The organism is Leclercia adecarboxylata, from assembly GCF_035787115.1.
Classification (GTDB): Bacteria; Pseudomonadota; Gammaproteobacteria; order Enterobacterales; family Enterobacteriaceae; genus Enterobacter; species Enterobacter adecarboxylatus_E.
Map to the genome: position 1 here is coordinate 1,339,232 of NZ_JALKTL010000001.1, position 25,091 is coordinate 1,364,322.

The 25,091-nt window shown below is 57.5% G+C and carries 24 protein-coding genes; 4 read left to right on the forward strand and 20 right to left on the reverse strand.

The genetic code is table 11. From position 1 onward, the window contains the following. Nucleotides 1–28: 28 nt before the first annotated feature. The 8 genes from cvpA to pdxB all read right to left on the reverse strand — a co-directional run bounded on the left by cvpA (nt 29) and on the right by pdxB (nt 7,565). On the reverse strand, nt 29–517 hold the full coding sequence (gene cvpA, locus MXM41_RS06340) for a colicin V production protein (RefSeq protein WP_039030950.1): 489 nt from the start codon (nt 515–517) through the stop codon (nt 29–31). Nucleotides 518–772: 255 nt separating this feature from the next. Further along, nucleotides 773–1,474 (reverse strand): cell division protein DedD, encoded by a 702-nt coding sequence (gene dedD, locus MXM41_RS06345; RefSeq protein WP_325930578.1) that lies wholly within the window; start codon nt 1,472–1,474, stop codon nt 773–775. Then, the gene (gene folC, locus MXM41_RS06350) at nt 1,464–2,732 is read right to left on the reverse strand and encodes a bifunctional tetrahydrofolate synthase/dihydrofolate synthase (RefSeq protein ID WP_325930579.1); all 1,269 of its coding nucleotides are present in this window, start codon (nt 2,730–2,732) and stop codon (nt 1,464–1,466) included. The genes dedD and folC overlap by 11 nt, the downstream gene beginning before the upstream one ends. Nucleotides 2,733–2,800: 68 nt before the next feature. After that, nucleotides 2,801–3,706 carry an acetyl-CoA carboxylase, carboxyltransferase subunit beta gene (gene accD / locus MXM41_RS06355; protein WP_103825166.1) on the reverse strand — a complete coding sequence of 302 codons (906 nt, stop codon included), beginning with the start codon at nt 3,704–3,706 and terminating at the stop codon, nt 2,801–2,803. 142 nt (nt 3,707–3,848) lie between these two features. Continuing rightward, nucleotides 3,849–4,508 carry a DedA family protein gene (locus tag MXM41_RS06360; protein WP_250584995.1) on the reverse strand — a complete coding sequence of 220 codons (660 nt, stop codon included), beginning with the start codon at nt 4,506–4,508 and terminating at the stop codon, nt 3,849–3,851. A 27-nt stretch (nt 4,509–4,535) separates the two neighbouring features. Then, nucleotides 4,536–5,348: a tRNA pseudouridine(38-40) synthase TruA gene (gene truA, locus MXM41_RS06365; protein WP_325930584.1), complete on the reverse strand. Its 813-nt coding sequence runs from the start codon at nt 5,346–5,348 to the stop codon at nt 4,536–4,538. Beyond that, the gene (locus MXM41_RS06370) at nt 5,348–6,361 is read right to left on the reverse strand and encodes an aspartate-semialdehyde dehydrogenase (protein ID WP_325930585.1); all 1,014 of its coding nucleotides are present in this window, start codon (nt 6,359–6,361) and stop codon (nt 5,348–5,350) included. The genes truA and MXM41_RS06370 overlap by 1 nt, the downstream gene beginning before the upstream one ends. Before the next feature lie 67 nt (nt 6,362–6,428). Further along, nucleotides 6,429–7,565 carry a 4-phosphoerythronate dehydrogenase PdxB gene (gene pdxB, locus MXM41_RS06375; protein WP_325930587.1) on the reverse strand — a complete coding sequence of 379 codons (1,137 nt, stop codon included), beginning with the start codon at nt 7,563–7,565 and terminating at the stop codon, nt 6,429–6,431. A gap of 114 nt (nt 7,566–7,679) precedes the next feature. Here pdxB and flk point away from each other — a divergent pair, with 114 nt between their 5' ends. After that, nucleotides 7,680–8,684: a flagella biosynthesis regulator Flk gene (gene flk, locus MXM41_RS06380; RefSeq protein ID WP_325930588.1), complete on the forward strand. Its 1,005-nt coding sequence runs from the start codon at nt 7,680–7,682 to the stop codon at nt 8,682–8,684. A gap of 41 nt (nt 8,685–8,725) precedes the next feature. Here flk and MXM41_RS06385 read toward each other — a convergent pair whose 3' ends face one another. Continuing rightward, on the reverse strand, nt 8,726–9,904 hold the full coding sequence (locus MXM41_RS06385; RefSeq protein ID WP_325930589.1) for an MFS transporter: 1,179 nt from the start codon (nt 9,902–9,904) through the stop codon (nt 8,726–8,728). Between the two features lie 67 nt (nt 9,905–9,971). Further along, complete coding sequence (gene fabB, locus MXM41_RS06390; RefSeq protein ID WP_325930590.1) at nt 9,972–11,189, reverse strand: beta-ketoacyl-ACP synthase I; 1,218 nt, start codon at nt 11,187–11,189, stop codon at nt 9,972–9,974. A gap of 158 nt (nt 11,190–11,347) precedes the next feature. Between fabB and mnmC the strand changes: the two genes are divergently transcribed. Continuing rightward, on the forward strand, nt 11,348–13,348 hold the full coding sequence (gene mnmC, locus MXM41_RS06395; protein ID WP_325930591.1) for a bifunctional tRNA (5-methylaminomethyl-2-thiouridine)(34)-methyltransferase MnmD/FAD-dependent 5-carboxymethylaminomethyl-2-thiouridine(34) oxidoreductase MnmC: 2,001 nt from the start codon (nt 11,348–11,350) through the stop codon (nt 13,346–13,348). Between the two features lie 95 nt (nt 13,349–13,443). Here mnmC and MXM41_RS06400 read toward each other — a convergent pair whose 3' ends face one another. The 6 genes from MXM41_RS06400 to prmB form a co-directional block, all read right to left on the reverse strand. Beyond that, entirely contained in the window at nt 13,444–13,722 is a 279-nt protein-coding gene (locus MXM41_RS06400) for a YfcL family protein (protein WP_325930592.1), read from the reverse strand. A 9-nt stretch (nt 13,723–13,731) separates the two neighbouring features. After that, complete coding sequence (locus tag MXM41_RS06405; RefSeq protein ID WP_325930593.1) at nt 13,732–14,280, reverse strand: elongation factor P hydroxylase; 549 nt, start codon at nt 14,278–14,280, stop codon at nt 13,732–13,734. After that, a complete protein-coding gene (locus MXM41_RS06410; RefSeq protein ID WP_325930594.1) occupies nt 14,280–15,089 on the reverse strand; it encodes a sulfite exporter TauE/SafE family protein in 810 nt (269 codons plus the stop codon). Before MXM41_RS06410 ends, MXM41_RS06405 begins: the two co-directional genes overlap by 1 nt. Beyond that, nucleotides 15,089–15,913, reverse strand: a complete 825-nt coding sequence (gene mepA, locus MXM41_RS06415) for a penicillin-insensitive murein endopeptidase (RefSeq protein ID WP_325930596.1) — start codon at nt 15,911–15,913, stop codon at nt 15,089–15,091. The genes MXM41_RS06410 and mepA overlap by 1 nt, the downstream gene beginning before the upstream one ends. 2 nt (nt 15,914–15,915) lie before the next feature. Continuing rightward, nucleotides 15,916–17,001 carry a chorismate synthase gene (gene aroC / locus MXM41_RS06420; RefSeq protein WP_325930598.1) on the reverse strand — a complete coding sequence of 362 codons (1,086 nt, stop codon included), beginning with the start codon at nt 16,999–17,001 and terminating at the stop codon, nt 15,916–15,918. 74 nt (nt 17,002–17,075) lie between these two features. Further along, nucleotides 17,076–18,008, reverse strand: a complete 933-nt coding sequence (prmB, locus tag MXM41_RS06425; RefSeq protein WP_325930599.1) for a 50S ribosomal protein L3 N(5)-glutamine methyltransferase — start codon at nt 18,006–18,008, stop codon at nt 17,076–17,078. Nucleotides 18,009–18,165: 157 nt separating this feature from the next. Between prmB and smrB the strand changes: the two genes are divergently transcribed. Further along, on the forward strand, nt 18,166–18,717 hold the full coding sequence (gene smrB / locus MXM41_RS06430; RefSeq protein WP_325930600.1) for an endonuclease SmrB: 552 nt from the start codon (nt 18,166–18,168) through the stop codon (nt 18,715–18,717). 45 nt (nt 18,718–18,762) lie between these two features. Here smrB and sixA read toward each other — a convergent pair whose 3' ends face one another. From sixA to MXM41_RS06450, 4 genes are all read right to left on the reverse strand, one after another. Further along, nucleotides 18,763–19,248 (reverse strand): phosphohistidine phosphatase SixA, encoded by a 486-nt coding sequence (gene sixA / locus MXM41_RS06435; RefSeq protein WP_325930601.1) that lies wholly within the window; start codon nt 19,246–19,248, stop codon nt 18,763–18,765. A gap of 210 nt (nt 19,249–19,458) precedes the next feature. Further along, nucleotides 19,459–21,606 (reverse strand): fatty acid oxidation complex subunit alpha FadJ, encoded by a 2,148-nt coding sequence (gene fadJ / locus MXM41_RS06440; protein WP_325930602.1) that lies wholly within the window; start codon nt 21,604–21,606, stop codon nt 19,459–19,461. After that, nucleotides 21,606–22,916 carry an acetyl-CoA C-acyltransferase FadI gene (fadI, locus tag MXM41_RS06445; protein ID WP_325930603.1) on the reverse strand — a complete coding sequence of 437 codons (1,311 nt, stop codon included), beginning with the start codon at nt 22,914–22,916 and terminating at the stop codon, nt 21,606–21,608. The genes fadJ and fadI overlap by 1 nt, the downstream gene beginning before the upstream one ends. Nucleotides 22,917–23,072: 156 nt before the next feature. After that, nucleotides 23,073–23,357: a YfcZ/YiiS family protein gene (locus MXM41_RS06450; RefSeq protein ID WP_325930604.1), complete on the reverse strand. Its 285-nt coding sequence runs from the start codon at nt 23,355–23,357 to the stop codon at nt 23,073–23,075. Nucleotides 23,358–23,728: 371 nt separating this feature from the next. Between MXM41_RS06450 and fadL the strand changes: the two genes are divergently transcribed. Further along, the gene (gene fadL / locus MXM41_RS06455; RefSeq protein WP_325930605.1) at nt 23,729–25,051 is read left to right on the forward strand and encodes a long-chain fatty acid transporter FadL; all 1,323 of its coding nucleotides are present in this window, start codon (nt 23,729–23,731) and stop codon (nt 25,049–25,051) included. Nucleotides 25,052–25,091 lie beyond the last annotated feature (40 nt).

Here is a 25,091-nt window from a genome sequence, read left to right on the forward strand (position 1 = left end):
ATTTCCTCGTTAAGCCACATCTCAGGGTTTATGCCCTGGGCAAAAAACTCGACGAGCTTTGCAGATAGTCAAAGAACCATCTGATGATGAAGCTGAACTGCGGGATCAGCTGCGATTTTTGCCAGTCTTCACTCTTTGAGAACCCGGTAAAGGTATCAAGGAAGAACAGTATCGCGGCAACGATCAGCGCGCCTCGTAAGGCTCCGAAACAGATCCCAAGCACCCTGTCCGTTCCTGACAAACCGGTTTTCTCAACCAGCTGGCCAATCACATAGTTAACAATGGCGCCAACAATCAGCGTCGCGATAAACAGCACCGCGATGGCAATCCCATTTCGAACCAGTTCATCTTCAAAGCCCGTGAACCAGACAGACAGGTAAGTGTAGTAATGGCTGGCAACAAAGAAGGCGCAGCCCCAGGTTACCAGCGATAACGCTTCACGAACAAAGCCACGGATCAGGCTAACCAGACAGGAAAAACCTATCACCGCAATGATGGCGTAATCAATCCAGACCATATGTGTCCCACGATCAAACGCCCTGTCATCCAGTTCGGGGCGAATTCTAACAGAAAAAGAAAACGTTTGCGTAGGGATTTCCTTCCCGCGCGTAAATAAAAAAAGCGCTGAAAAAATATTCAGCGCCGTGGGCAGTTTGCGCCTCTCCGGACGTCTGCCTCCCCCTCATCCCGGCCTTCGCCCTCAAGCGAGAGGGCGAAAATCCTACCCTCTCCCCTGGGCGGAGAGGGTCAGGGTAAGGGGAAAATGCGTACGTTAATTCACGCTGTAGTTCATCACCACGCCGCTCAAACCGGAGAGTTTATTCAGCTCCCCAAGCGACCCCTTCAGCTTGTCTCTTGACGCATCCGGGCCCACAAGAATACGGGTGATTTTACCCTGTACCGGCGTGGAAGGTGAAGTGTAAACGCGATATCCCGCGCCACGGAGTTTGGCCACCACCTCGTTGACCTTATCAGCATTTTTCAACGCCCCGAGCTGCACAACGTACGCTTTACCGGTGGGGGCAGGCTTCTCTTCTGCTGCCGCTTTCGCCGGTGGGGTTTCTGTGGCCGCTGCCAGCTGCTGGCTGGTGTTATCGCGCTGCGGTTTCGGCTTCTCAGCCGGTTTCGGTTTTTGTGCCGGTTTTGGTGCGTACTGCTCAACCGGGGCCGGAACGGGATCCAGCTCATTGTTATTGCTGGCAGCCAGACGCGCGGGATCTAAAGATGGGGCCGCGGCATCGCCCGCCCGCACCTCTTCCGCAGCCCCTTCTGGAGGCTGCGCAGGCAGCGCCTGCGTCGCCGCCGGGAGCATATCCGGCTCATCCCGGTCGCCCGGTTTCGGCACCAGCGGGATCGCCGCGAATTCATCCTGGTAATGCTTTTTCTGTCCATCAAGCAGCCCCGGGAGAATAATCACCCCCAGCGCCACCAGCACAATGGTGCCTGCTAAACGGTTCTGAAACTTACTTGCCACCGGTTCTCCCCGCATCCATTACGTCCATGACGTGTGCCACCGTGTGGAATGAACCACACACCAGCACGGTATCTTCTGGTCTGGCATCGGCCATTGCCGCCCGCCAGGCCTGCGCCACGCTTTCAAAGCGCTGCCCTTTGCCAAGATGCGCCAACAGCTGTTCGGCAGTCGCTCCGCGCGGGCCTTCCAGAGGTGCACAATACCAGCTATCGACCACACTCTCCATGCAGGCCAGCGTGCCGCCAATATCTTTATCATGAAGCATACCGATAACCGCCAGCACGCGCCCGGTTTTTGGCAAGGATTTGAGACGTCCTGCGAGATAGGCCGCGGCATGAGGGTTATGCGCCACATCCAGAATCAGACGCGGTGATTCGCTAATTATCTGGAAACGCCCGGCCAGAATCGCATTCTGAATGCCGTCACGCATCGCCTGCTCGCTTACTGCCAGACCGCTGGCGCGCAGCGCGGCGAGCGCCGTCGCAGCATTCGGCTGCGGCACCTGCGGCAGCGGCAGGTTGTCCAGCACGCCGTTGGCATCTTCAAAGCGCCAGCCATTTTCCGCCACGCTGTAGCGCCAGTCCCGATCACGACGCTGAAGCTGAGCGCCTTTCTCCTGGGCCACCCCGGCGATGGTGTGCGGCATGTCGGGTTCACCGACGATGGCCGGTTTGCCGGCGCGGAAAATACCGGCTTTTTCTCGGCCAATGCTCTCGCGATCCGGTCCCAGCCAGTCGGTGTGATCCAGTGCGATGCTGGTGACCACTGCCACATCCGGATCCACAATATTGGTGGCGTCCAGGCGCCCGCCCAGCCCCACTTCCAGGATGACCACGTCCAGCTGCGCCTGCTTAAACAGCCACAGCGCCGACAGCGTGCCATATTCGAAATAGGTCAGCGACGTATCGCCGCGCGCGGCTTCGATTTGCGCGAAGGAGGCGGTGTGCGCCGATTCCGCTAACTCCGCGTTCTGCACCCGCACGCGCTCGGTATAACGTACCAGGTGCGGAGAGCTGTAAACACCCACCCGGTAGCCGGCCGCCATCAGCATGGCTTCCAGCGTGCGGCAGGTGGTGCCTTTGCCGTTGGTGCCCGCCACGGTGAACACAAAGGGAGCTGGTTTCAGAACGTCAAGGCGCGCCGCGACCTGGCTGACGCGCTCAAGTCCCATGTCGATGGCTTTACTGTGCAGGTTTTCCAGATAAGAAAGCCACGCGGCCAGAGGCGACGTGGCTTGGGGAAGAGTGATATTTTCCATGTTGCGCGCTTTTCAGTTACGGTTAGAAAGCAAAAGGGCAGCGCCACTGGCCCTGCCCTTTTCAGTTATCAGGCCTCGGGTTCCTGATCCGGTACCACCACACCTTCGCGCGGCTCATCCGGGCTCGGCGACGGCAGATTCATCAGCTTCGCCAGGATGCTGGCCAGTTTCAGGCGCATTTCCGGACGGCGAACGATCATGTCGATAGCGCCTTTTTCGATAAGGAACTCACTGCGCTGGAAGCCCGGCGGCAGCTTTTCACGAACCGTTTGTTCGATAACGCGCGGGCCGGCAAAGCCGATCAGCGCTTTTGGTTCAGCGATATTCAGATCGCCCAGCATCGCAAAACTTGCCGATACGCCACCCATGGTTGGGTCGGTCAGTACGGAGATGTACGGCAGTCCGCGCTCTTGCATTTTCGCCAGTGCTGCGGAGGTTTTCGCCATCTGCATCAGCGACATCAGCGCTTCCTGCATACGGGCACCACCGGAGGCGGAGAAGCAGATCAGCGGGCAGTTGTCTTCCAGCGCCTGCTCAACGGCACGCACGAAACGCGCCCCCACCACGGAACCCATTGAGCCGCCCATAAAGGAGAACTCAAACGCCGCCGCAACAACCGGCATCTCGTGCAGCGTCCCTTTCATCACCACCAGGGCGTCTTTCTCGCCGGTCTCTTTTTGTGCTGAGGCCAGACGGTCTTTGTATTTCTTGGAGTCACGGAACTTCAGCACATCTTTCGGCTCAAGCTCGCTGCCCAGTTCAACCAGAGAACCTTCATCCAGCAGGCTATGCAGGCGGTTACGCGCTGACATACGCATGTGATGATCGCACTTCGGACAAACTTCCAGATTACGCTCCAGCTCGGCGCGGTACAGAACCTGGCCACAGCTGTCACATTTGGTCCACACCCCTTCAGGAATACTCGCTTTGCGGGTTGGGGTGATATTGCTTTTAATTCGTTCAATCCAGCTCATTGATAACCTTTCTGCCTGAACCAGGTTTGCTGTAAGGGGCGCATAATGCCATTTTTGCCCCCGACAGACCATGAATGTTGCACATTAAAACATAACAGCCCGAAACTTTGGATAAAAAAGTGGTCGAACCGCAGTCGTGCCTTTATTTTGCTTGTTTTGCCGCCGCGCGCCGGTGACGAATCACTTCGATAACGCCCGGCAAAATCGACACCACAATAATCCCTACGATCAGCAACTTAAGGTTTTCCTGAATCATTGGGATGGTACCGAAGAAATAGCCTGCGTAGGTAAAGCTGAGTACCCATAACAGCGCGCCAGTCACGTTATAGAGCGCGAACTGACGGTACGACATGTGACCCATACCCGCAACAAAGGGGGCAAAGGTTCTGACGATGGGCACAAAACGCGCGAGGATGATCGTTTTGCCGCCGTGTTTCTCATAAAACGCATGGGTTTTATCGAGATAGCTACGACGGAAAATCTTCGAATCCGGGTTACTGAACAACCGCTCGCCAAACAGCCGACCTATAGTGTAGTTCACCGCATCGCCAAGGATCGCGGCGATGAGCATCAGGACGACCATAAGATGAACGTTGATATCGTTGGTTTCCAGCGACGCCAGCGCCCCTGCCACGAACAGCAGCGAATCGCCCGGCAAGAACGGCGTCACTACCAGCCCGGTTTCACAGAACAGGATCAGGAACAGAATGGCATATACCCAGACGCCGTAATCAGCGACCAGCTCTGCCAGGTGAACATCAATATGCAGAATGAAATCAATGAGAAAGCGAATTAAGTCCATATTATCTAAACCTTTATTGCACGGCTGTCAGTCCGCTAAAAACAGCGGGCCCATTGGCGGTTTTGGAAGGTCAAAACGATCCGGGTAATCGACCGAGACCAGATACAGCCCTTCCGCTTTCGCCGTTGCTGCCGCCAGCGTTCTGTCCTTCGCTGCCAGCAACTCTGCAATCCAGCTCTCCGGCTGGTGTCCGGCGCCTACTTCCATCAGGCTGCCTGTAATATTCCTGACCATATGATGAACAAAGGCATTGGCTTTGATATCCACCACCACATACGCCCCATGACGGCTGACGTTAATGTGCATCACGTTGCGCCACGGGGTGCGGGACTGGCACTGTACCGCACGAAACGAGGTAAAGTCGTTTTCGCCAATTAAGACCTGCGCCGCGCGGTGCATGCGATCGGCATCCAGCGGTTCATAAAAATGGGTGACGCCCTGGCCTAATACCGCCGGACGAAGACGCTGGTTATAGATGATGTAGCGGTAGCGGCGCGCGGTGGCGCTGAAACGGGCATGAAAATCATCCGGCACATTTTTGACCCAACGCACCGCGATGTCACCAGGCAAATTCGCATTTACCCCCAGCGTCCAGGCCGCGTCTTTACGCACCGCGGTGGTGGTAAAGTGCACGACCTGTCCGGTGCCATGCACACCGGCATCGGTACGACCGGCGCAAAAGACGCCGATCGGTTCATTCGCCACCTGAGAGAGCGCTTTTTCCAGCTTTTCCTGGACGCTGCGCACCTCATTCTGACGCTGCCAGCCATAATATTTACTGCCGTCGTACTCAATGCCGAGGGCAATCTTATGAACCGGCTTTTGTTCCACTTCAGACATCAGTACAGATACTCCTGCACCAGTTTTTCAGCGACTTTTACCGCCATCAGCGCGCCGCCGAAACGGACGTTATCGGCCACCGACCAGAACTGGATCTGCTCCGGCATGCCGTAGTCGTTGCGTACGCAGCCGATGGAGAGACGAGCGTTGCCCGTTGCATCGCCCACCTGGGTCGGGAACTCGCTCTCTTCGGACAGCTCAATATCTTCGCCACGGCCAAAGGCGTCACGCGCCTCTTCCGCCGCCAGCGGACGCATAGCTTCAAAGCTCACCATCTGGGCATGGCCATAGAACACGGGCGACTGCACGCAGCTGGCGGAGATCATCAGCCCCTCATCCTGCAGGATCTTGCGCACTTCATCGACGATACGGCGCTCTTCACGCACGCTACCTTCACGATCCGGCAGCAGCGGCAGCATGTTGAAGGCCAGCTGTCGCCCAAAGAGGTCATCTTCATCAACCGGAATGCCGTTCAGCAGCTTCGCGCTCTGTCCGGCCAGCGCATCCACCGCTTTTTTACCGCGGGCAGAGACCGACATCAGGCTGGTCACGGCGATACGGGACAAGCCGCCTTCATCGATCAGTGGTTTCAGGGCTGACAGCAGCTGGCTGGTCAGGCTGTCCGGTACGGCAATGATGTTACGGTTGCGGTAGTCGGCCAGCACGAAGGGATTCACCTCCGGCACCACCAACGGCACGTCCGGCTCAAGGGCAAACAGGCCGCTTAAATCAATGACCAGACAACCGGCGTTGGTGGCATCTTCAATATACGCAGCGGAGGCTTCTGTCCCGGCGGCGAAAAAGGCCAGCTGCGCCTGAGTCCAGTCGAACTCGGCCGCGTCCTGAACCACAACGGATTTACCCGCAAAACGCAGATGTTCGCCCGCGCTCTCGTTACGCGCCAGGGCATAGATGTCGCCCACCGGGAACTGACGCTCGGCAAGGGTTTCGAGCAGGGCTTCGCCCACGGCGCCCGTTGCGCCCAGTATGGCAATGTTCCAGCCTTCAGACATGGTGGTTTACTCCAGAAATAAAAAAGCGTCCCTGGCGGAGTATCCGCCAGGGAGCATTAAGAAGACATTAACGAACCGGGTGATGAACGGCGTTGAACCCCAGCTTATGCAGCAGCGATGCCGCAGCAGGGTCATCACACATCACGTACAGAGAAGACCATTCGCGGCGCTCAACGTAATGCTTGCGCAGCTTGTCAAATTCCCCCGGCATACCCGCTACTTTTCGCAGCAGCGCGTCATCGCGGCGCACATCATACACTAAATGCACCAGCCTTTTCAGCGTTCCCTGATCCAGCGGGCCGTGCAGAGTGATGCGGCCAAAATCCGGGGTCGGTAACAGGGTATCCAGCGCCACCTGCTGGGATTTGCCGATAAACGTGCTGTAAGCCTCGAACACCTGAGTCGTGCCGCGAGCTTTGCCCTCAAGGGTATAGCCCGCGATATGCGCGGTGCCGATATCCACTTTTTTCAGCAGAGCCACGTTGAGATCCGGCTCCGGCTCCCATACGTCCAGCACCACGCTGAGATCCTGACCGGCATCCAGACGCTCCAGCAGGGCCGCGTTGTCCACCACCGGGCCACGGCAGGCATTGATCAGGATAGTGCCCGGCTTCAGGCGGCTTATCAGCGCGTCATCTACCAGATGGCGCGTTTTATACGGCCCTTCCTTAAACAGAGGGGTATGGAAGGTGAGCACGTCACATTCGGCCACCAGTTGAGCCAGGCTGCGGAAATCCCCTTCGTCGCCACGATCGGCGCGGGGCGGATCGCACAGCAGCGTGCGGATGCCTAACGCCTCAAGGCGCTTTTGCAGGCGGCTGCCAACGTTACCGACGCCGACAATACCCACGGTGCGGCTGGTAAGGGTAAACCCGTCACGCTCGGCCAGCATCAGCAGGGAGGAAAAAACATACTCCACGACGGCGATAGCGTTGCAGCCCGGCGCGGCGGAGAAGCCGATCCCGGCCTGCTTCAGCCACGCGTCATCCACATGATCGGTTCCCGCGGTTGCCGTGCCGACAAACTTCACCCCTTTGCCAGACAACAGCGCCTCATTCACTTTTGTCACCGATCGCACCATCAGCGCGTCGGCATCCTCCAGCTCGGCGAGCGGAATGGGGCGTCCGGGAACGGCCTTAACCTCACCCAGGCGGCTGAACAGCTCGCGGGCGTAAGGCATATTTTCATCAACGAGGATTTTCACGTCTGAGTACCTGTTTGAGAGGAAGTCAACCGGTCAAGTGTGCCATAATCTGGCCGCCAGGCATATACGTAAACCTGGTTAACGATGAGTAACGAATTTAAGGATTTTTTGCCGATGCAGCCCATTTCAGGTACGCCGCCACAACCTCCGGGTGATGGCCCGCGTCCATCCCACATCGCGGGCGAACAGCCCCTCTCCACCCAGCAACGTACTGTACTGGAACGTCTGATCACCCGGTTGATAGCCCTGACGTCGCAGCAGAATGCGGAGGTGTGGGCCGGAGTCAAACACGATCTGGGATTAAAGAGTGATGCGCCCATGTTGTCGCGCCACTTCCCTGCAGCAGAGCAAAACCTCAACCAGCGCCTGAATACCGCGCAGCAAAACCACACCACCCGGCAGATGGTCTCCCAGTTGACGGAGCTGCTCAATCTGGGCAATAACCGCCAGGCGGCCAGCGATTTTATTCGCCAGCAGTATGGCCAGACGGCCCTTAACCAGCTCACCCCTGAACAGCTCAAAACGGTGCTGACGCTGCTGCAAAATAATCAGCTCAATATTCCACAGCCGCAACAGCGCCCTGCAACGGAACGTCCGCTGCAGCCAGCAGAACACAATACGCTGAATCAGATGGTGACCAAACTGGCCGCCGCCACGGGCGAACCGACCAAGCTTATCTGGCAGTCGATGCTGGAGCTGTCGGGCGTAAAGGCGGGAGAATTAATACCGGCCAGACAGTTTACCCATCTTGCCACCTGGCTGCAGGCGCGCCAGACCCTGAGTACCCAGAGCGCGCCAACGCTACATACCCTGCAGGCCGCACTGAAACAGCCGCTGGAAGCCCAGGAGTGGGACAACATTCAGGACTATGCCCGGCAGAACTGGCAGGCGGCGCCACAAACGGTGCTGACCACCGCCCAGGTTCAGGATCTGCTCAATGAGATCTTTACCCGCCGCACCGAGCGGGAAAATGGCGTTCCGGAAGCCCGCAATATTCAGCCGATCTACAGCCCGCTGTTTGCCCCGGTGGTTGAAACCTTCAGAACGCTGTCTGCCCGTCCGGGCCTGATGTTAGTGGCGTTAGTCATAGCGCTGGCGCTTTTCTGGCTGGTCGCGTGATGTGTTGCCCGGTGGCGCTACGCTTACCGGGCAACTCATAATTAACTCCGGCGAAATGCCGCCAGCGTTACCACAATCCCTGCCACCGCTGAAACCGCTCCTGCCAGGAAGACCGACGGATAACCCAGGGAGGTCGCTAAAAGCCCAGCCAGCGGCCCGGTTATCCCGTATGAGATATCCTGAAACGCGGCATAGCCGCCCAGCGCCGTGCCGCGCACCTGTGGCGCGACGCGTTTCACCACCTCCACGCCCAGCGCCGGGAAAATCAGCGAACAGCCGCAGCCGGTTAAGGCCGCACCGAGCAGAGCAACAGAGGCATCGGGAGCCTGCCAGAGCAAGACCAGACCAATAGTTTCAATCACCAGCGACGCCACCGCCACCTTTACGCCGCCGAAGCGATCCGGCATCCAGCCGAACAGCACCCGCATCAGTACAAACGCGCCGCCAAAAGCGGTGAGCGTAAAACCGGCCATCGCCCAGCCGCGGCTCATAAAGTACAGCGAGACGAAGGTACCAATCACCGCAAAGCCTACGCCCTGCAGCGCAAGGCCCAGACCCGGCTGCCATATTTGACCCACGACGCTCCACAGGGAAGGACGTTCGCCTTTGTGGGGAGGAACCTTGCGCACCGTGCCGTTAAACGCCCAGGCCACCAGCGGCAATGCCATTGTGGTAGCGGCCAATGCCGCAAAGCCAAACTGACTGTGAATTAACAAACCCAGAGGTGCGCCAGCGGCCAGCGCACCATAAATAGCCATCCCGTTCCAGGACATCACTTTGCCGGAGCGCGCCGGCCCCACCAGCCCCATCCCCCAGGTCAGGGTGCCCGTCAGCAGCTGGCTTTCACCAAAACCGAGAATTAAGCGCCCCACCACCAGCAGCGCAAATTTATACGCCGCGTCCACGGGCAGCAGAGCGGCCAGTAACCACGCGCCGCCCGCCAGCCCGCAGGCAAGCATCCCCTGCAATGCCGAGCGTTTTGCGCCGTGCTGATCTGCCAGACGGCCGGCATAGCCACGGGTTAATACCGTGGCTAAAAACTGAATACCCACGGCGATACCGACCATGGTGTTGCCATAGCCCAGCTCCTGGTGAACAAACAGCGGGATCACCGGCAACGGCAGGCCAACGGTCATATAGGTAAGGAATACGGCAAACGCGATACGGAACAGGGAAGTATTCCCCGCGGAGGCATTTTTATCTGAGGTAACGGCCGGCATGCATAACTCCATGTTGAGGCATAAAAAAAGGGAGCCCCAGGCTCCCTTCTACTCTACATTCAAATGCTTATGCTTTCAGCTTACGCATTACCAGCGTGGCGTTGGTACCGCCGAAACCGAAGCTGTTAGACATCACGGTGTTCAGCTCACGCTCGGTGGTCGCGGTAACGATGTTCAGGCCTGCAGCCTGCTCGTCCAGCTCTTCAACGTTGATGCTCGGCGCGATGAAGCCGTGTTCCAGCATCAGCAGCGAGTAGATCGCTTCCTGCACGCCAGCCGCACCCAGAGAGTGACCGGTCATGGCTTTGGTTGCAGAGATAGCCGGGCTGTTGTCACCAAAGACTTCGCGAATAGCACCCAGCTCTTTCACGTCGCCCACCGGCGTAGAAGTACCGTGGGAGTTCAGATAGTCGATTGGGGTATCAAGGCCGTGCATGGCCATCTTCATGCAGCGCACTGCGCCTTCACCTGATGGTGCAACCATATCTGCGCCATCGGACGTTGCGCCGTAGCCCACGATCTCAGCATAGATATGCGCGCCACGGGCCAGAGCGTGCTCCAGCTCTTCAACCACAACCATACCGCCGCCGCCAGCGATAACGAAACCGTCACGGTTTGCATCATAAGTACGGGAGGCTTTTTCCGGGCATTCGTTGTATTTGGTGGACAGGGCGCCCATCGCATCGAACTCACAGGCCATTTCCCAGCCCAGCTCTTCGCCGCCGCCAGCAAATACGATGTCCTGTTTACCCAGCTGAATCTGCTCGACCGCGTTACCGATGCAGTGTGCAGAGGTCGCGCAAGCGGAGCTGATGGAGTAGTTTACGCCGTGGATTTTGAATGGGGTCGCCAGGCAAGCGGAAACCGCTGAACCCATGGCTTTGGTCACAACATAAGGACCGACCGCTTTCAGGCCGCGCGGGCTACGCATGGCGTCCGCACCGAATACCTGCGCTTTAGAAGAACCGCCGGAACCGGCAATCAGACCCACACGTGGGTTGTTCTGGTAAACATCTTCATTCAGACCAGCGTCAGCAATCGCTTCCTGCATGGAGAGATAGGCGTATATGGAGGCATCGTTCATGAAACGGACCACTTTGCGATCGATCATGCCCGTGGTGTCCAGTTTTACATTACCCCATACGTGGCTACGCATACCGGAATCTTTAAACTCTTCAGAGAAGGTGATCCCGGAGCGTCCTTCACGCAGAGATGCCAGGACTTCCTGCTGGTTATTACCGATGCTGGAAACGATGCCCAAGCCAGTAATCACTGCACGTTTCATTCAATACCTCTGTAAGTCGCACTATTTTAAGTTTCGAGTCGCACAATAGCGTACACTTGTACGCCGAACAAGTCCGATCAGCCAATTTCTGCGGAAATTTGCACCAACAGACGCACATCGTTAAGATCGCGCTACAGCCTGTCAGACGAGTAACTTACGTGAAACAAAACGCTATACAACCCGCCAACCTCGAATTTAACGCTGAGGGTACACCTGTTTCCCGAGATTTTGATGATGTCTACTTCTCTAATGATAACGGACTGGAAGAGACACGTTATGTTTTCCTCGATGGAAATAAGCTGAATTCCCGTTTTCCGCAGCATCCCCGCGATCTGTTTGTGGTGGCCGAGAGCGGATTTGGCACCGGGTTGAACTTTCTCACCCTCTGGCAGGCGTTCGATCGCTTCCGTGCGGCCCACCCTGAGGCTACGCTGCAAAGGTTACATTTCATCAGTTTCGAGAAATTCCCGCTTACCGCCGCCGACCTGCGTCTGGCGCACCAGCGCTGGCCGGAATTAGCGCCCTGGGCAGAGCAGCTCCAGGTCCAGTGGCCGCTGCCTGTCGCGGGCTGTCATCGTCTGCTGCTGGACGGCGGGCGCGTCACGCTCGACATCTGGCTCGGTGATATTAACGAACTGACCGATAAGCTGGACGACTCCCTGAACCAGCAGGTCGACGCCTGGTTCCTGGATGGCTTTGCTCCGGCCAAAAACCCGGACATGTGGAGCCCGCAGCTGTTTGCCGCCATGGCCCGTCTGGCGCGCCCCGGTGGAACACTCGCCACCTTCACCTGCGCCGGGTTTGTTCGTCGCGGCCTGCAGGAGTCGGGCTTCACCGTGCAAAAAACCAAAGGTTTTGGCCGTAAGCGCGAAATGCTCGTCGGAGTAATGGAACAGGAGCGCCCTTCCCCTGCCCGCACGCCCTGGTTTACCCGCACGGCCTGTGATGGGCGTGAAACCGCCGTGGTGGGCGGCGGTATCGCCAGCGCCCTGCTGTCGCTGGCGCTGTTACGCCGCGGCTGGCAGGTGACGCTCTACTGCGCCGATGATGCCCCGGCGACAGGTGCTTCTGGCAATCGTCAGGGGGCGCTTTATCCGCTGCTGAGCGCCCACGATGCCGCGCTGAGCCAGTTTTTCCCGGCCGCCTTTACCTTCGCCCGCCGTCTGTACGATGCCCTGCCGGTGACTTTTGATCATGCCTGGTGCGGCGTCACCCAGCTGGGCTGGGACGAAAAGAGCCAGAAAAAAATCGACCAGATGCTGGCCCTGGGCCTGCCTGAGCAGATTGCCGTGGCGGTCAGTGCTGAGCAAGTAGAAGAGAGCATCGGGGTGGCAACCGGCTGCGGCGGGATCCAGTATCCTCTCGGCGGCTGGCTGTGTCCGGCGCAGCTCACCGCGGCGGTAATTACGCTGGCGCAGACTCTCGGTTTACGGGTGCTCTTTGGTCGTAAGGTGCAGTCGCTGGCGCAGACTGACGCGCAGTGGAGGCTGCATTTTGCCGACGGCGAACGGGCGCAACATGGCAGCGTGGTGCTGGCTAACGGGCACGGCATAAGCCAGTTTAGCCAGACCACACAGCTGCCGGTCTATCCGGTAGGCGGCCAGGTGAGCCATATCCCGGCTGCTCCGCAGCTTAGTCAGCTGAGTCAGGTGCTCTGCTACGACGGATATCTGACCCCACAAAATCCGACCAATGGTCAGCACTGTATCGGCGCAAGCTATCATCGCGGGCAGACCGAGCCGCAGTACAGCGAAGAGGATCAGCAGAATAATCGCCAGCGTCTGCTCGACTGTTTGCCGCAGGCGGCGTGGGTACGCGAGGTGGACGTCAGCGGAGGAGAAGCGCGAAACGGTATTCGCTGCGCCACCCGCGATCATCTGCCGATGACCGGTGCGGTGCCGGATTACGACGCCACGCTGGCGGCTTATCAGGATTTAGCAAACAACAAAGACCAGGCGGTGAGTGCCCCGGAATTCCGTAATCTGTTTGTACTGGGCGGGCTGGGTTCACGTGGGCTCTGTACGGCGCCGCTGACGGCGGAAGTGCTCGCTGCGCAGATGAGCAACGAGCCGATCCCACTGGACAGCCACACGCTGGCCGCGCTCAATCCGAACCGGTTATGGGTGAGGAAGCTGCTGAAGGGGAAAATGGTGAAATAGATGCGGGCCGGGCTCCTCACCCTGACCCTCTCCCCATAGGGGAGAGGGAATAACCCGTAGGCCCGGTAAGCGCAGCGCCACCGGGCGATTACCGATTAGTTCAGGCTGGCCTTCTGAAACAGGCTATCCCACATGCCCAGCACCAGAGACTGGTCGCGCGGAGAAAGCTCGCCCGCCAGAATGGCCTTTTCCAGGCTGCGGGAGACTTCAGCATGCACCGCTTCTGGTGAATGGTCGTCACCGGCTTCCAGCTCGGCAACGGCCAGCGTCAGGTGACCACGCAGATAACCGCTGGCAAACAGTTCATCGTCACTGGCGTGCTCCACCATGTCATCAATTAACGCCAGAATGCGTGATTCAAATTCTGCGATCATCTTCTTTCCTCAGTTAAGATCTTCCGGCCACGGGAAGTGTTCCGCCGTAATGTCCGGCGTGTGGTAATAGTGTTGTAATGCGCGAATAAAGCGCGCCGGGCGTTCCGGAATCCCCTTCTCAAGGTAGTCCATCACCTGGGCATGGACGCGGCGCTGAAACGCGATCCGATCCGGCTCGCAGTCCCCTTCCAGGTTGTCGCAGCTGACGTTAAACGGAAAACCCGCCGCCATGCAGAACAACCATTCGAGCGCCTGGGGTTTGACTTCCACATCTTCAAATTGCCCCTGCGTCGCCGCGTCGCGCCCATCCGGGCAGTACCAGTAGCCAAAATCCACCAGCTCGCGACGGACTTTCCCGGCAATGCACCAGTGTGAAATCTCATGCATTCCACTGGCGTAAAAACCGTGTGCAAAGACGATTCTGTTGTAAGGCACCTCTGCATCAGCAGGAAGATAGATCGGTTCGTCGTCGCCTTTAATCAGACGGGTATTAAAATCATCTGCGAAGCAGTCGTCGAAAATATCAATCAGCTGTTCGTATTTATGCGTACTGTTCATTAGTTCATCCCCAACCAGTTGAGGATCTCCTGTCCGTGGCTGTCATAAAGAAGTTTTGCGCTCATCACGGCCGAGACGATGACAATCATCGGACGAATGAGCTGCTGCCCTTTGCTGAGCACCAGGCGCGAACCTGCCCTTGCGCCCAGAAATTGTCCTGCCATCATCACAAAGCCAGTCGCCCAGAGCACCTTGCCGCCGATGATAAACAGCAGCAGGCCTCCCACGTTAGAGGTGGCGTTCAGCACTTTCGCATGGGCGGTGGATTTGGCGAGGTTAAAACCGGCCAGGGTCACAAACGCCAGCGCGTAAAACGACCCGGCGCCCGGCCCGAAGAAGCCGTCATAAAAACCGACACAGCCGCCGGCAATCAACGCAAACGGCAATCCGTGCAGACGGCGCTGCCGGTCCTCTTCGCCCAGCTTTGGCATCAGCAAAAAGTAGAGACCAATGCAGATAACAAGAATGGGCAGGATCTGGCGCAACACATCGGATTGTACGTGCTGTACCAGCAGCGCGCCGCTGGTAGAGCCGATAAAGGTCATCAGGATATTAAGCTTCTGATCGGCAAGGCTTACCACCTTACGGCGGATAAAATAGAGCGACGCGGATAAGGATCCGCCGCACGCCTGTAATTTATTGGTCGCCAGCGCCTGGGCCGGGCTCATTCCTGTCGCCAGCAGGGCTGGAACGGTCAACAGCCCGCCACCGCCGGCCAGCGCATCAATAAAACCCGCCAGCATGGCGATAAAAAACAGCGCCACCAGCATCAGCGGCGATACCATAAATAACTCAGCAAATTGGTCCATCACAGGGCATGCTCATCCAGTAGCGCCTGGCAGGAAGGCGGCAACGGAGGCGGTGTCTTCTTCTCAGGCTTGGTGGTTCCAGGTTTCGCTGGCTCAAACCAGCTTTGTAATTCCGCGCCGCAGCCATCGCCTGGCGGCGGTAACGGTTGATCTTCACACTCAAGACTGTTCGCCGGGCAGCGCAGACGCACGTGCATGTGCGCGCGGTGCTGGAACCAGGGTCGCACTTTGCGCAGCCAGTCGCGGTCGGTTCCGGCATCTTCGCAGAGCTGCTGCTTGATGGCCGGGTTGACGAAGATACGGGTCACGTCGTTATCTTTCGCCGCCAGCTTGATCATGCTGGAAACCTCCTGCGACCAGAGCGACGGCACAACACGCTTGCCATCGCGGGCAACCAGATCGAGCGCCTGCGGCTTCAGCAGCTGTGCCGACGTCCAGCGAGTTTTCGGCAGCTGCAGGAAGATATCCACATCCAGGCCGGTTTGATGGCTGGCGTGGCCGCCGTTGAAACGTCCACCTGCCGGCATCCCCATATCGCCTATCAGCATCGTGCCTAGCCCCAGGTTGTGCACCTGGTTGCCGAGGCGCTGAATAAACAGCACCAGATCCGGGTGACCAAAGTAGCGACGCTGATCGGTACGCATCACCTGGTAAGTGCTGGATTGCTGGGGCAGCGCCTCGGCGCCAACGATACAGCCGTTAGAAAACCCGCCGATGGACTGGGCACTGCCCGCCACCGGGTGGTTGATTTTTTGCCACGGCGTTGCCGCCAGAGCGGCTCCACTGGCAAGCAGCGCCAGCAGAGCAATTGCGGTTTTTTTCATGGTTACCAGCGTGGAATGGTGGTCGTCACATCCGCATTCTGCGCGCGCTGGCGCAGGAAGTGATCCATCAGCACGATCGCCAGCATCGCTTCGGCGATCGGTACCGCGCGGATCCCGACGCAGGGATCGTGACGCCCTTTGGTGATCATCTCAACTTCTTCGCCAGAGCGGTTAAGGGTGTGGCCCGGCACGGTAATACTGGAGGTCGGTTTCAACGCAATGTTGGCGATAATCTGCTGTCCGCTGCTGATACCGCCCAGAATGCCGCCCGCATGATTGCTCTGGAAGCCCTCTTTCGTTATCTCGTCGCGGTTCTGGCTGCCGCGAAGCTGAACAACGTCAAAACCGTCGCCGATTTCAACGCCTTTCACCGCGTTGATGCTCATCATTGCATGGGCGATGTCGGCGTCGAGGCGGTCAAATACCGGCTCGCCCCAGCCCGGCGGTACGCCGTCAGCCACCACCGTGACTTTAGCGCCAATGGAGTCGCCCTCTTTCTTCAGGGCGCGCATCAGTTCGTCCAGCGCTTCCAGCTTCGACGCATCGGCACAGAAAAACGGATTCTGTTCAACCTGCTCCCAGTCCTGGATCGCCAACGGAATATCGCCCATCTGGGTCAGGCAGCCGCGGATGGTGATGCCAAACTTCTGCGCGAGGTATTTTTTGGCAATGGCGCCTGCCGCCACGCGCATGGCGGTTTCACGGGCGGAGGAGCGTCCGCCGCCGCGATAGTCGCGAAAACCGTATTTTTGCTCGTAGGTGTAGTCGGCGTGCCCCGGACGGAACACATCCTTAATGGCGCCGTAGTCCTGGGAGCGCTGATCGGTATTCTCAATCAGCAGGCCAATGCTGGTGCCGGTGGTGCGTCCTTCAAAGACGCCAGACAGGATTTTGACTTGATCCGGCTCGCGCCGCTGAGTGGTGTAGCGCGACGTCCCCGGGCGACGCCGGTCAAGATCGTGCTGTAAATCGGCTTCGGTTAACTCGATGCCTGGCGGTACGCCATCAACGATGCAGCCCAGCGCCAGCCCGTGGGACTCACCAAACGTCGTCACACGGAATAATTGTCCAATACTGTTTCCTGCCATCACGGCTCCGTTTTCGTTGTTCTGTGTTTGAGCTTTCTGTGTTTGCAATGTGAAACGGGCCGCAGCCCGTTGGATTAATCTTTGTAGATGCTGAAGTGCTCGCGCGCGGCGAGAAGCTGCGCTTTGGTCAGCATGAAGACGCCGTCGCCACCGTTGTCGAACTCGAGCCAGGTGAACGGCACATCCGGATATTGCTCCATCAGATGTACCATGCTGTTACCGACTTCACAAATCAGAATACCGTCATCGGTCAGATAATCCGGCGCGCAGGCCAGGATGCGGCGGGTGAGCTTCAGGCCATCAGAGCCGGACGCCAGTCCCAGCTCAGGTTCGTGGCGATATTCGTTTGGCAGGTCGGACATATCTTCCGCGTCAACGTACGGTGGATTGGTCACAATCAGGTCGTACTGTACTTTCGGCAGGTCACGGAACAGATCGGAACGGATCGGGGTGACGTGGTGGATCAGACCGTGCTCTTCAATATTGTGTTCCGCTACCGCCAGCGCGTCAGGGGAGATGTCAACGGCATCCACTTCCGCTTCCGGGAAGGCATACGCGCAGGCAATGGCGATGCAGCCGCTGCCGGTACACATATCCAGGATATGCTCAGGCTGATGGTCAATCAGGCCAGCAAACTGATTGTTGATCAGTTCTCCAATCGGCGAGCGCGGCACCAGCACGCGTTCATCGACATAGAACTCATGGCCGCAGAACCAGGCTTTGTTGGTGAGGTACGCCACCGGGATGCGTTCGTTGACGCGACGGATCACGCGCTCAACGATGCGGTGTTTTTCGCTGGAGGTGAGGCGCGCAGCGCGCATATCCTCCGGAATATCCAGCGGCAGATAGAGCGACGGCAGTACCAGCTGCACCGCTTCGTCCCACGGGTTGTCGGTACCGTGACCGTACCAGATATTGGCCGCGCTGAAACGGCTGACCGCCCAACGCAACATGTCCTGAATGGTTTGCAGCTCATTCACCGCTTCATCGACAAAAATTTTATCCACTATGTTCTCCAGGGCATGCTCGCTAAATTTTCGGCGGCTAGTGTGCCATGAAGACGGCGATAAATCAGCACTGTCGCTAACGGCTTGCGGGTAAAAAATGCGTTTTGCCGTGCGGCGAGTCAGGTACACTGTCGGAAATAAGAGATGAGACGGACCCATGAAAAAGAAAACATCCTTGAGCCAGGAGGATCAAACGCTGTTTCGCCAGCTGATGACCGGCACGCGTAAAATCAAGCAGGACACCATCGTCCACCGCCCGCTTCGCAAAAAAGTGAGTGAAGTTCCCGTAAAACGACTGATTCAGGAGCAGGTCGACGCCAGCCACTATTTTTCCGACGAGTTTCAGCCGCTGCTGAACACGGAGGGTGCGGTGAAATACGTGCGTGCGGATGTCAGCCATTTTGAACTGAAAAAGTTGCGGCGTGGCGACTATTCGCCGGAGCTGTTTCTCGATCTGCACGGGTTAACCCAGATGCAGGCGAAACAGGAGCTGGGCGCGCTGATCGCCGCCTGCCGTCGCGAACATGTTTTTTGTGCCTGCGTAATGCACGGCCACGGCAAACATATTCTTAAGCAGCAAACCCCGCTGTGGCTGGCTCAGCATCCACACGTAATGGCATTTCATCAGGCACCAAAAGAGTATGGCGGTGATGCCGCCTTGCTGGTGTTGATTGAAGTAGAAGAGTGGCAGCCGCCTGAGCTGCCCTGAGAGGCAGGCGGGTGGCACATGCTACCCGCCTGGATCCGTTTTACGTCAGATAGCTTTCGCCATCTTCAGATTGCAGGGGCTCATCTGCCAGTTGAACACGCCAGAACCCGTTTCAGTGAGGGTGACATTGGCGATGGCAGAGGTGCTGAACATTGGCGGCGTTTCGCCCGGGCAGAGTTCAGAGACCAGATAGCCGACTAACGGCAGATGGGAAATCACCAACGCAGAGGTGACGCCTTCATTGCACAGCGCCTGAAGATAGGCACTGACAAGACCCACGTCGCCACACGGGGTCAGTTCTGGCAGAACATCGACATTGGCTGGCAGGTTCATACACTCCCCTACCACATCCAGCGTCTGTTCAGCGCGTAAGAACGGGCTAACGAGGACACGTTCAATATCCACTTTTTGCCCTTTCAGCCAGGTTGCCATTTGGCGGGACTCGTCACAGCCGCAAGGCGTCAGAGGACGAACAGAGTCACTGGCAGCATCAAGTGCCGCGTCACCGTGACGCATGATAAAAACTTGCATATTGCACCGCTTTTGTTGACCAGGATCACCGGTATTATTACCCCGCGTGAACACTTAACGAGGTAGAAAAACCGATGGCCGGGCATTGTGCCTGATCCATCCGTTGAATGAAACGCTGTTTTTTACCTCAACGGCGTAAGTATAGTCAATGTCAGTTTACAAATTAGACAGGACCAGACCCTTCAACGGCGGATTTACTCTTATTTGACCTTAATTTACAAGGTCAGTTTCCTTGGCTGGCCAAAATCGCAGCCCCTGATCTGCCATCTGCAATAAAGTGTCGCACGGTGTAAACCGCGGCCCATATTGCACAGCCAGTCGTTGTAAAATCGCAACGACTTCACCCGCACCTAAGCTATCCATATAGCGGAACGGGCCACCCAGGAAAGGTGGAAAACCAATGCCAAACACGGCGCCAATGTCGCCATCGCGGGCATTTTTGATGACCTTCTCATCGAAGCAGCGCGCCGCCTCGTTGAGCATCATCATGACGCAACGTTCTGCGCACTGTTGCGCAGACAATTTGCCCTCGCGGCCTGCACTGATAAGCCCATAAACAGCCGGGTCTACCTGTTTCTTGCTTTTACGCCCTTTTGGATCGTAAAGATAGAAACCGCGTCCATTTTTTCTGCCTTTGCGATCGTCGTTCAAAATTGCAGAAACAATGTTTGCAGGCGCGCTAAACCGTTCACCATAAGCGCTTTCCAGCACAGGTATAATTTTAGTGCCGGTATCGATTCCCACCTCATCCAAAAGTTGGATTGGGCCAACAGGGAAACCAAACTTCACCAGCGCATTATCGATATGCTCAACCTTTTCGCCTTCGGTCAACAGGCGCATAGCTTCATTAATATAGGGCGCCAGAATGCGGTTGACGTAGAACCCGGCTTTATCGGCCACCACTATCGGCGTTTTGCCCTGCATCTTTGCCAGCTTAACGACGGTGGCAATGGTCTGCGGGCTGGTTCCGGCGTGCGGAATAACCTCCACCAGCGGCATTTTTTCTACCGGGCTAAAGAAATGCAGCCCAATCACCTGTTCAGGGCGCGCGGCCCGGGCGGCAATATCGCCGATAGGTAACGACGAGGTGTTGGAGGCAAAAATGGTGTGCGGCGCACAGTTCGCCTCTACCTCGGCCACCATCTGCTGTTTAAGCGTCAGATCCTCGAAGACCGCTTCAATGATCACATCGCGATGGCGAAATCCCCGATAGTCGGTGGTACCGGAGATCAGCGCCAGCTGGCGATCGCGCTCACTGGCTTTGATATGGCGGCGTTTGACCTTTTTATCAAGCAGCTGCCAGCTGTACTGCAGGGCGTGGTTGATCCCTTTTGGGTTAATGTCTTTGATCCGCACCGGTAGTTTACCTTTGCTGGCGCTCACAAAGGCGATCCCCCCGCCCATCAGCCCACCACCCAGTACTCCGATCGCCTCAAGCGGCGCAGGCCCGGCTTCGCTGCCGGGATCTTTTTTCACCTCGGTACTGGCAAAAAAGATGCTGCGCAGCGCCTGAGACTGAGGCGTCATCGCCAGCTCGCCAAAGGCTTTCGCTTCTGCGGCATAGCCGCTGCTGCTGCCCTGAGTCAGGCCGGTATGGATAACCTCAAGTATGCGTTTTGTCGCCGGGTAGTTGCCCTGGGTTTTTTGCTCGGTTTTGTTCGCCACCATTTTGAACAGCAGCGCACGCCCCAGCGGACCTGCCAGCACGCGCTCGCGCACCGGTAAGCGACGGTTGTCCGGTTTACCCTTCAGGGCCAGCGCAACGGCGGCTTCCAGCAGGATGGCGTGCGGAACCACTTCATCCACCAGCCCGACTTTCAGGGCCTGACGCGGGCGTAGCTGTTTACCGGCAAGGATCATCTCCAGCGCCGTGCTGACGCCCACCAGCCGCGGCAGACGTTGTGTGCCGCCTGAACCTGGCAGCAAGCCAAGCTGCACTTCCGGCAGGCCCAGCACCGTTTTGGCATCATCGGTACAAATTCGCGCATGGCAGGCCAGCGCCAGCTCCAGGCCACCGCCGAGACATGCCCCATGGATCGCCGCAATCGCCGGGATCGTCAGGGCATGAATTTCAGCCATAATTTGCTGCCCCTGCCGCGCCAGATCTTCCGCCGCCTGCGCGCTTTCGGCCCGGGCAATCATATTGATATCGGCACCGGCAATAAAATTGTCCGGTTTGGCCGAGATAAACACCAGCCCGCGAAGCGTTTTATTTTCTCGCACCTGCTTCAGGATCACGCGAACCTGATCGCCAAACTCCGCTTTCAGGGTATTCATCTTTTCCCCTGGCGCATCAATGGTGACCACCGCCACGTTGTCCAGACGCACATGCAGGGTAAATGCCGTTGTCATCTCCATTATTCCGCCTCCAGAACCATTGCGGCACCCAGGCCACCCGCCGCACACGCGGTGACCAGGCCAAATCCGCCGCCGCGACGGCGCAACTCATGCAGCGTTTGGGTGATCATCCTCGCCCCTGTCGCCGCAAAGGGGTGACCGAACGCGATAGAGCCCCCCAGCACGTTAAAGTTGCTTTCATCCACTTCACCGGTGGCGTGGGTGCGGCCCAGCACATCCCGGGCAAAACGTTCGCTGGCCAGCAATTGCAGGTTGGCCAGGGTCTGCGCGGCAAAGGCTTCATGCATGTCGATCAGCGTCAGATCGCCAAGCGTGAGCCCGGCACGCTCCAGCGCCAGCGGCGTGGACCAGGCCGGTCCCAGCAGCATGTCCTGCCAGACATCAATGGCGGTAAAAGCATAGCTGCGCAGATAGCCGAGCGGCTTCAGGCCCAGCTCTCTGGCGCGGGATTCGGTCATCAGGATCACCGCCGCCGCACCATCGGTTAACGGTGTGCTGTTCGCCGCGGTGACGGTGCCGTGTTTACGATCGAATGCCGGGCGCAGTTTCGCGTAATCCGCCAGCGTGGACGTGCCGCGAATATTGTTATCTTCGCTCAGCGGCTCGCGGAACGGCGGCGTGTAAGCGGTCATAACCTCCTCCGCTAGCTTGCCTTCCGCCCAGGCCTGGGCAGCGCGCTGATGAGAACGGTGCGCCAGCGCATCCTGCTGTTCACGGGTAATGCCGTAAGTCTTCGCCATCTGCTCGGCGGTGTCGCCCATCCGCAAGCCGGTGGAGTATTCCGCTACCGCAGGGGGGACGGGGAGTAAATCGCGCAGACGCAGACGCGAAAACAGCGACAGGCGCTGCCCGGTAGTGCGGGCCTTGTTGACGTCCACCAGCACGCGCGCGAGCTTTTTGCTGACGCCAATCGGTAATACGGACGAGGAGTCGGCGCCGCCGGCAATCCCGGCGCGAATGGTGCCGGTTATCAGGCTTTCCGCGACGTTCGCCACCGCCTGAAAGCTGGTAGCGCAGGCGCGGCTTACGCTGTAGGCATCGGTGTGCACATTCATCCCGGTGCCCAGCACAATCTCACGGGCGATATTCGGGGCTTCCGGCATTTGCACCACCTGGCCAAAGACCAGCTGTTCAATCACCTCGGGAGGGATTTCGCTGCGGGCCAGCAACTCTCCCACCACCATTTTTCCCAGATCGACGGCAGGTATGCCATGAAACGCCGTCGCCTGACGGGCAAATGGCGTACGTAATCCACTGACAATGGCAATGCGATCGCCCTGACGGGTGATTAGCGGTAATGCCTGACTCATAACGCTCCCCTGTAAATAACACATGCGCAAAGTGGTCTGACCTGATAACAGTCTTAACTAAATTTTTACATTAGCCAATCGGGGAGAAGAAAAATTGCGAGCGAACACACAGAGAGTAAACGAAACGCCTCCCGGGAAGGAGGCGTTGAAGGGAAATTAACGCAGACCGAGTTGAAAAATCAGGGATTCTGCTTCACAGCTAAATACAAAGTCGATGTCCAGGCGCACCCCGCCTTCCACTTCAGTGTAGGTGGCGTTGATTGCGCAGGGTTCGGACTCCACGCCGCGGGCCTTTTCGGTCAGCGCGGCCAGCGTCTCTTCGGCATCGGCACGGCTGGCAAACTCACGACTGTAAGAGGCGGTGCAATCCGTGTTGTCCACGATGGTGCCCACATCCATACAGCAGCAAACCGGGGTTTCATCAGCACTGCATTTACTCATAGTAGATTTCCTCTGCATTCGCGCGTGGCGCGAGATAGACACGATGCTGATATTTTACGCCCCGGGCGGAGGTGGCTCCAGTTGTTAATGGCTTAAAAGCCGGTAAGTGAGCAATATCACAAGTAAAAATGATCTAAAACAAAAATCACCCATTCGGAGGAAGCGAACTGGTCACAATTTTGCCAACCAGATCCCGTTTCGAAAAACATATCAGTAAATATTCATAAACACCCTTGCAACATTCTATCTGGTCAGACCTATACTCTCGCCACTGGTCTGATTTCTAAGTGTTACGACAGACCCTACACTTCGCGCTCCTGTTACGGTATGTAACAAATATTGAATAAAAATAACTCAATGAGGTTATGGTCATGAGCCAGAAAACCCTGTTCAAAAAAACTGCGCTGGCAGTCGCAGTGGCAATCGTCTCCACCTCCGCCTGGTCAGCGGGCTTTCAGCTTAACGAATTCTCATCCTCTGGACTGGGCCGCGCCTATTCCGGGGAAGGCGCCATCGCTGATGACGCAGGGAATGCGAGCCGTAACCCTGCCCTGATCATGATGTTTGATCGTCCAACCTTCTCCGCAGGCGCCATTTTTGTTGACCCTGATGTGGATATCTCCGGGCGTTCTCCAACGGGCGCAAGCCTGAACGCGGATAACATCGCGCCAACAGCATGGGTGCCAAACCTGCACTTTGTCGCGCCAATCAATGAACAATTTGGCTGGGGCGCGTCCGTTACCTCTAACTACGGACTCGCGACCGAGTTCAATAACAACTACACGGCAGGGGCGTACGGCGGTAAAACCGACCTGGAAACCCTCAACCTGAACCTGAGCGGTGCTTATCGCCTGGATAATCACTGGAGCTTCGGCGTCGGCTTTGATGCGGTATATGCAAAAGCGAAAATTGAGCGCTACGCGGGTGACCTGGGTCGAATCGTCGCAGGCTCCGGCGCATTGCCTCCGGCCCTGGCACGACAGGTCGCGGGGATCCAGGGTGACACCCAGATTGCCTACCTGAAGGGTGATGAGTGGGGCTTTGGCTGGAACGCCGGTATTCTGTATGAAATTGATAAGAACAACCGGTATGGCTTTACCTACCGTTCTGAAGTAAAAATCGATTTCGATGGCGACTATAAGAGCAGCCTGCCTTCGGCCTACAACCAGATCCTGGGCAACTTTGGTCTGCCAATGGGGACCGATGGCCGTACCACTGGCGGTTCTCTGACCCTGAATTTACCAGAGATGTGGGAGCTGTCCGGATACAACAGAGTCGCGCCGCAATGGGCCATCCACTATAGCCTGACCTACACGAGCTGGAGCCAGTTCCAGGAGCTGAAAGCGACTAATAGCGGTGGTGATACGCTTTTCTATAAAGACGAAAGCTTCCGTGACGCTTACCGCATCGCGCTGGGTACCACCTACTATATGGATGATAACTGGACGTTCCGTACCGGTATTGCATTCGATGACAGCCCGGTTCCGGCAGACAAACGTTCTATCTCCATTCCGGATCAGGATCGCTTCTGGCTGAGCGCGGGTGCAACCTATGCATTCAACAAAGATGCCTCAATTGATGCGGGTGTCTCTTATATGCATGGTCAGAAAGTGTCGTTCCAGGAAGGTCCGTATGAGTTCTCTTCTGAAGGTAAAGCCTGGCTGTATGGCATGAACTTCAACTACGCGTTCTAATTACATCACGATTAAAAAAGGTGAGCCCTGGGCTCACCTT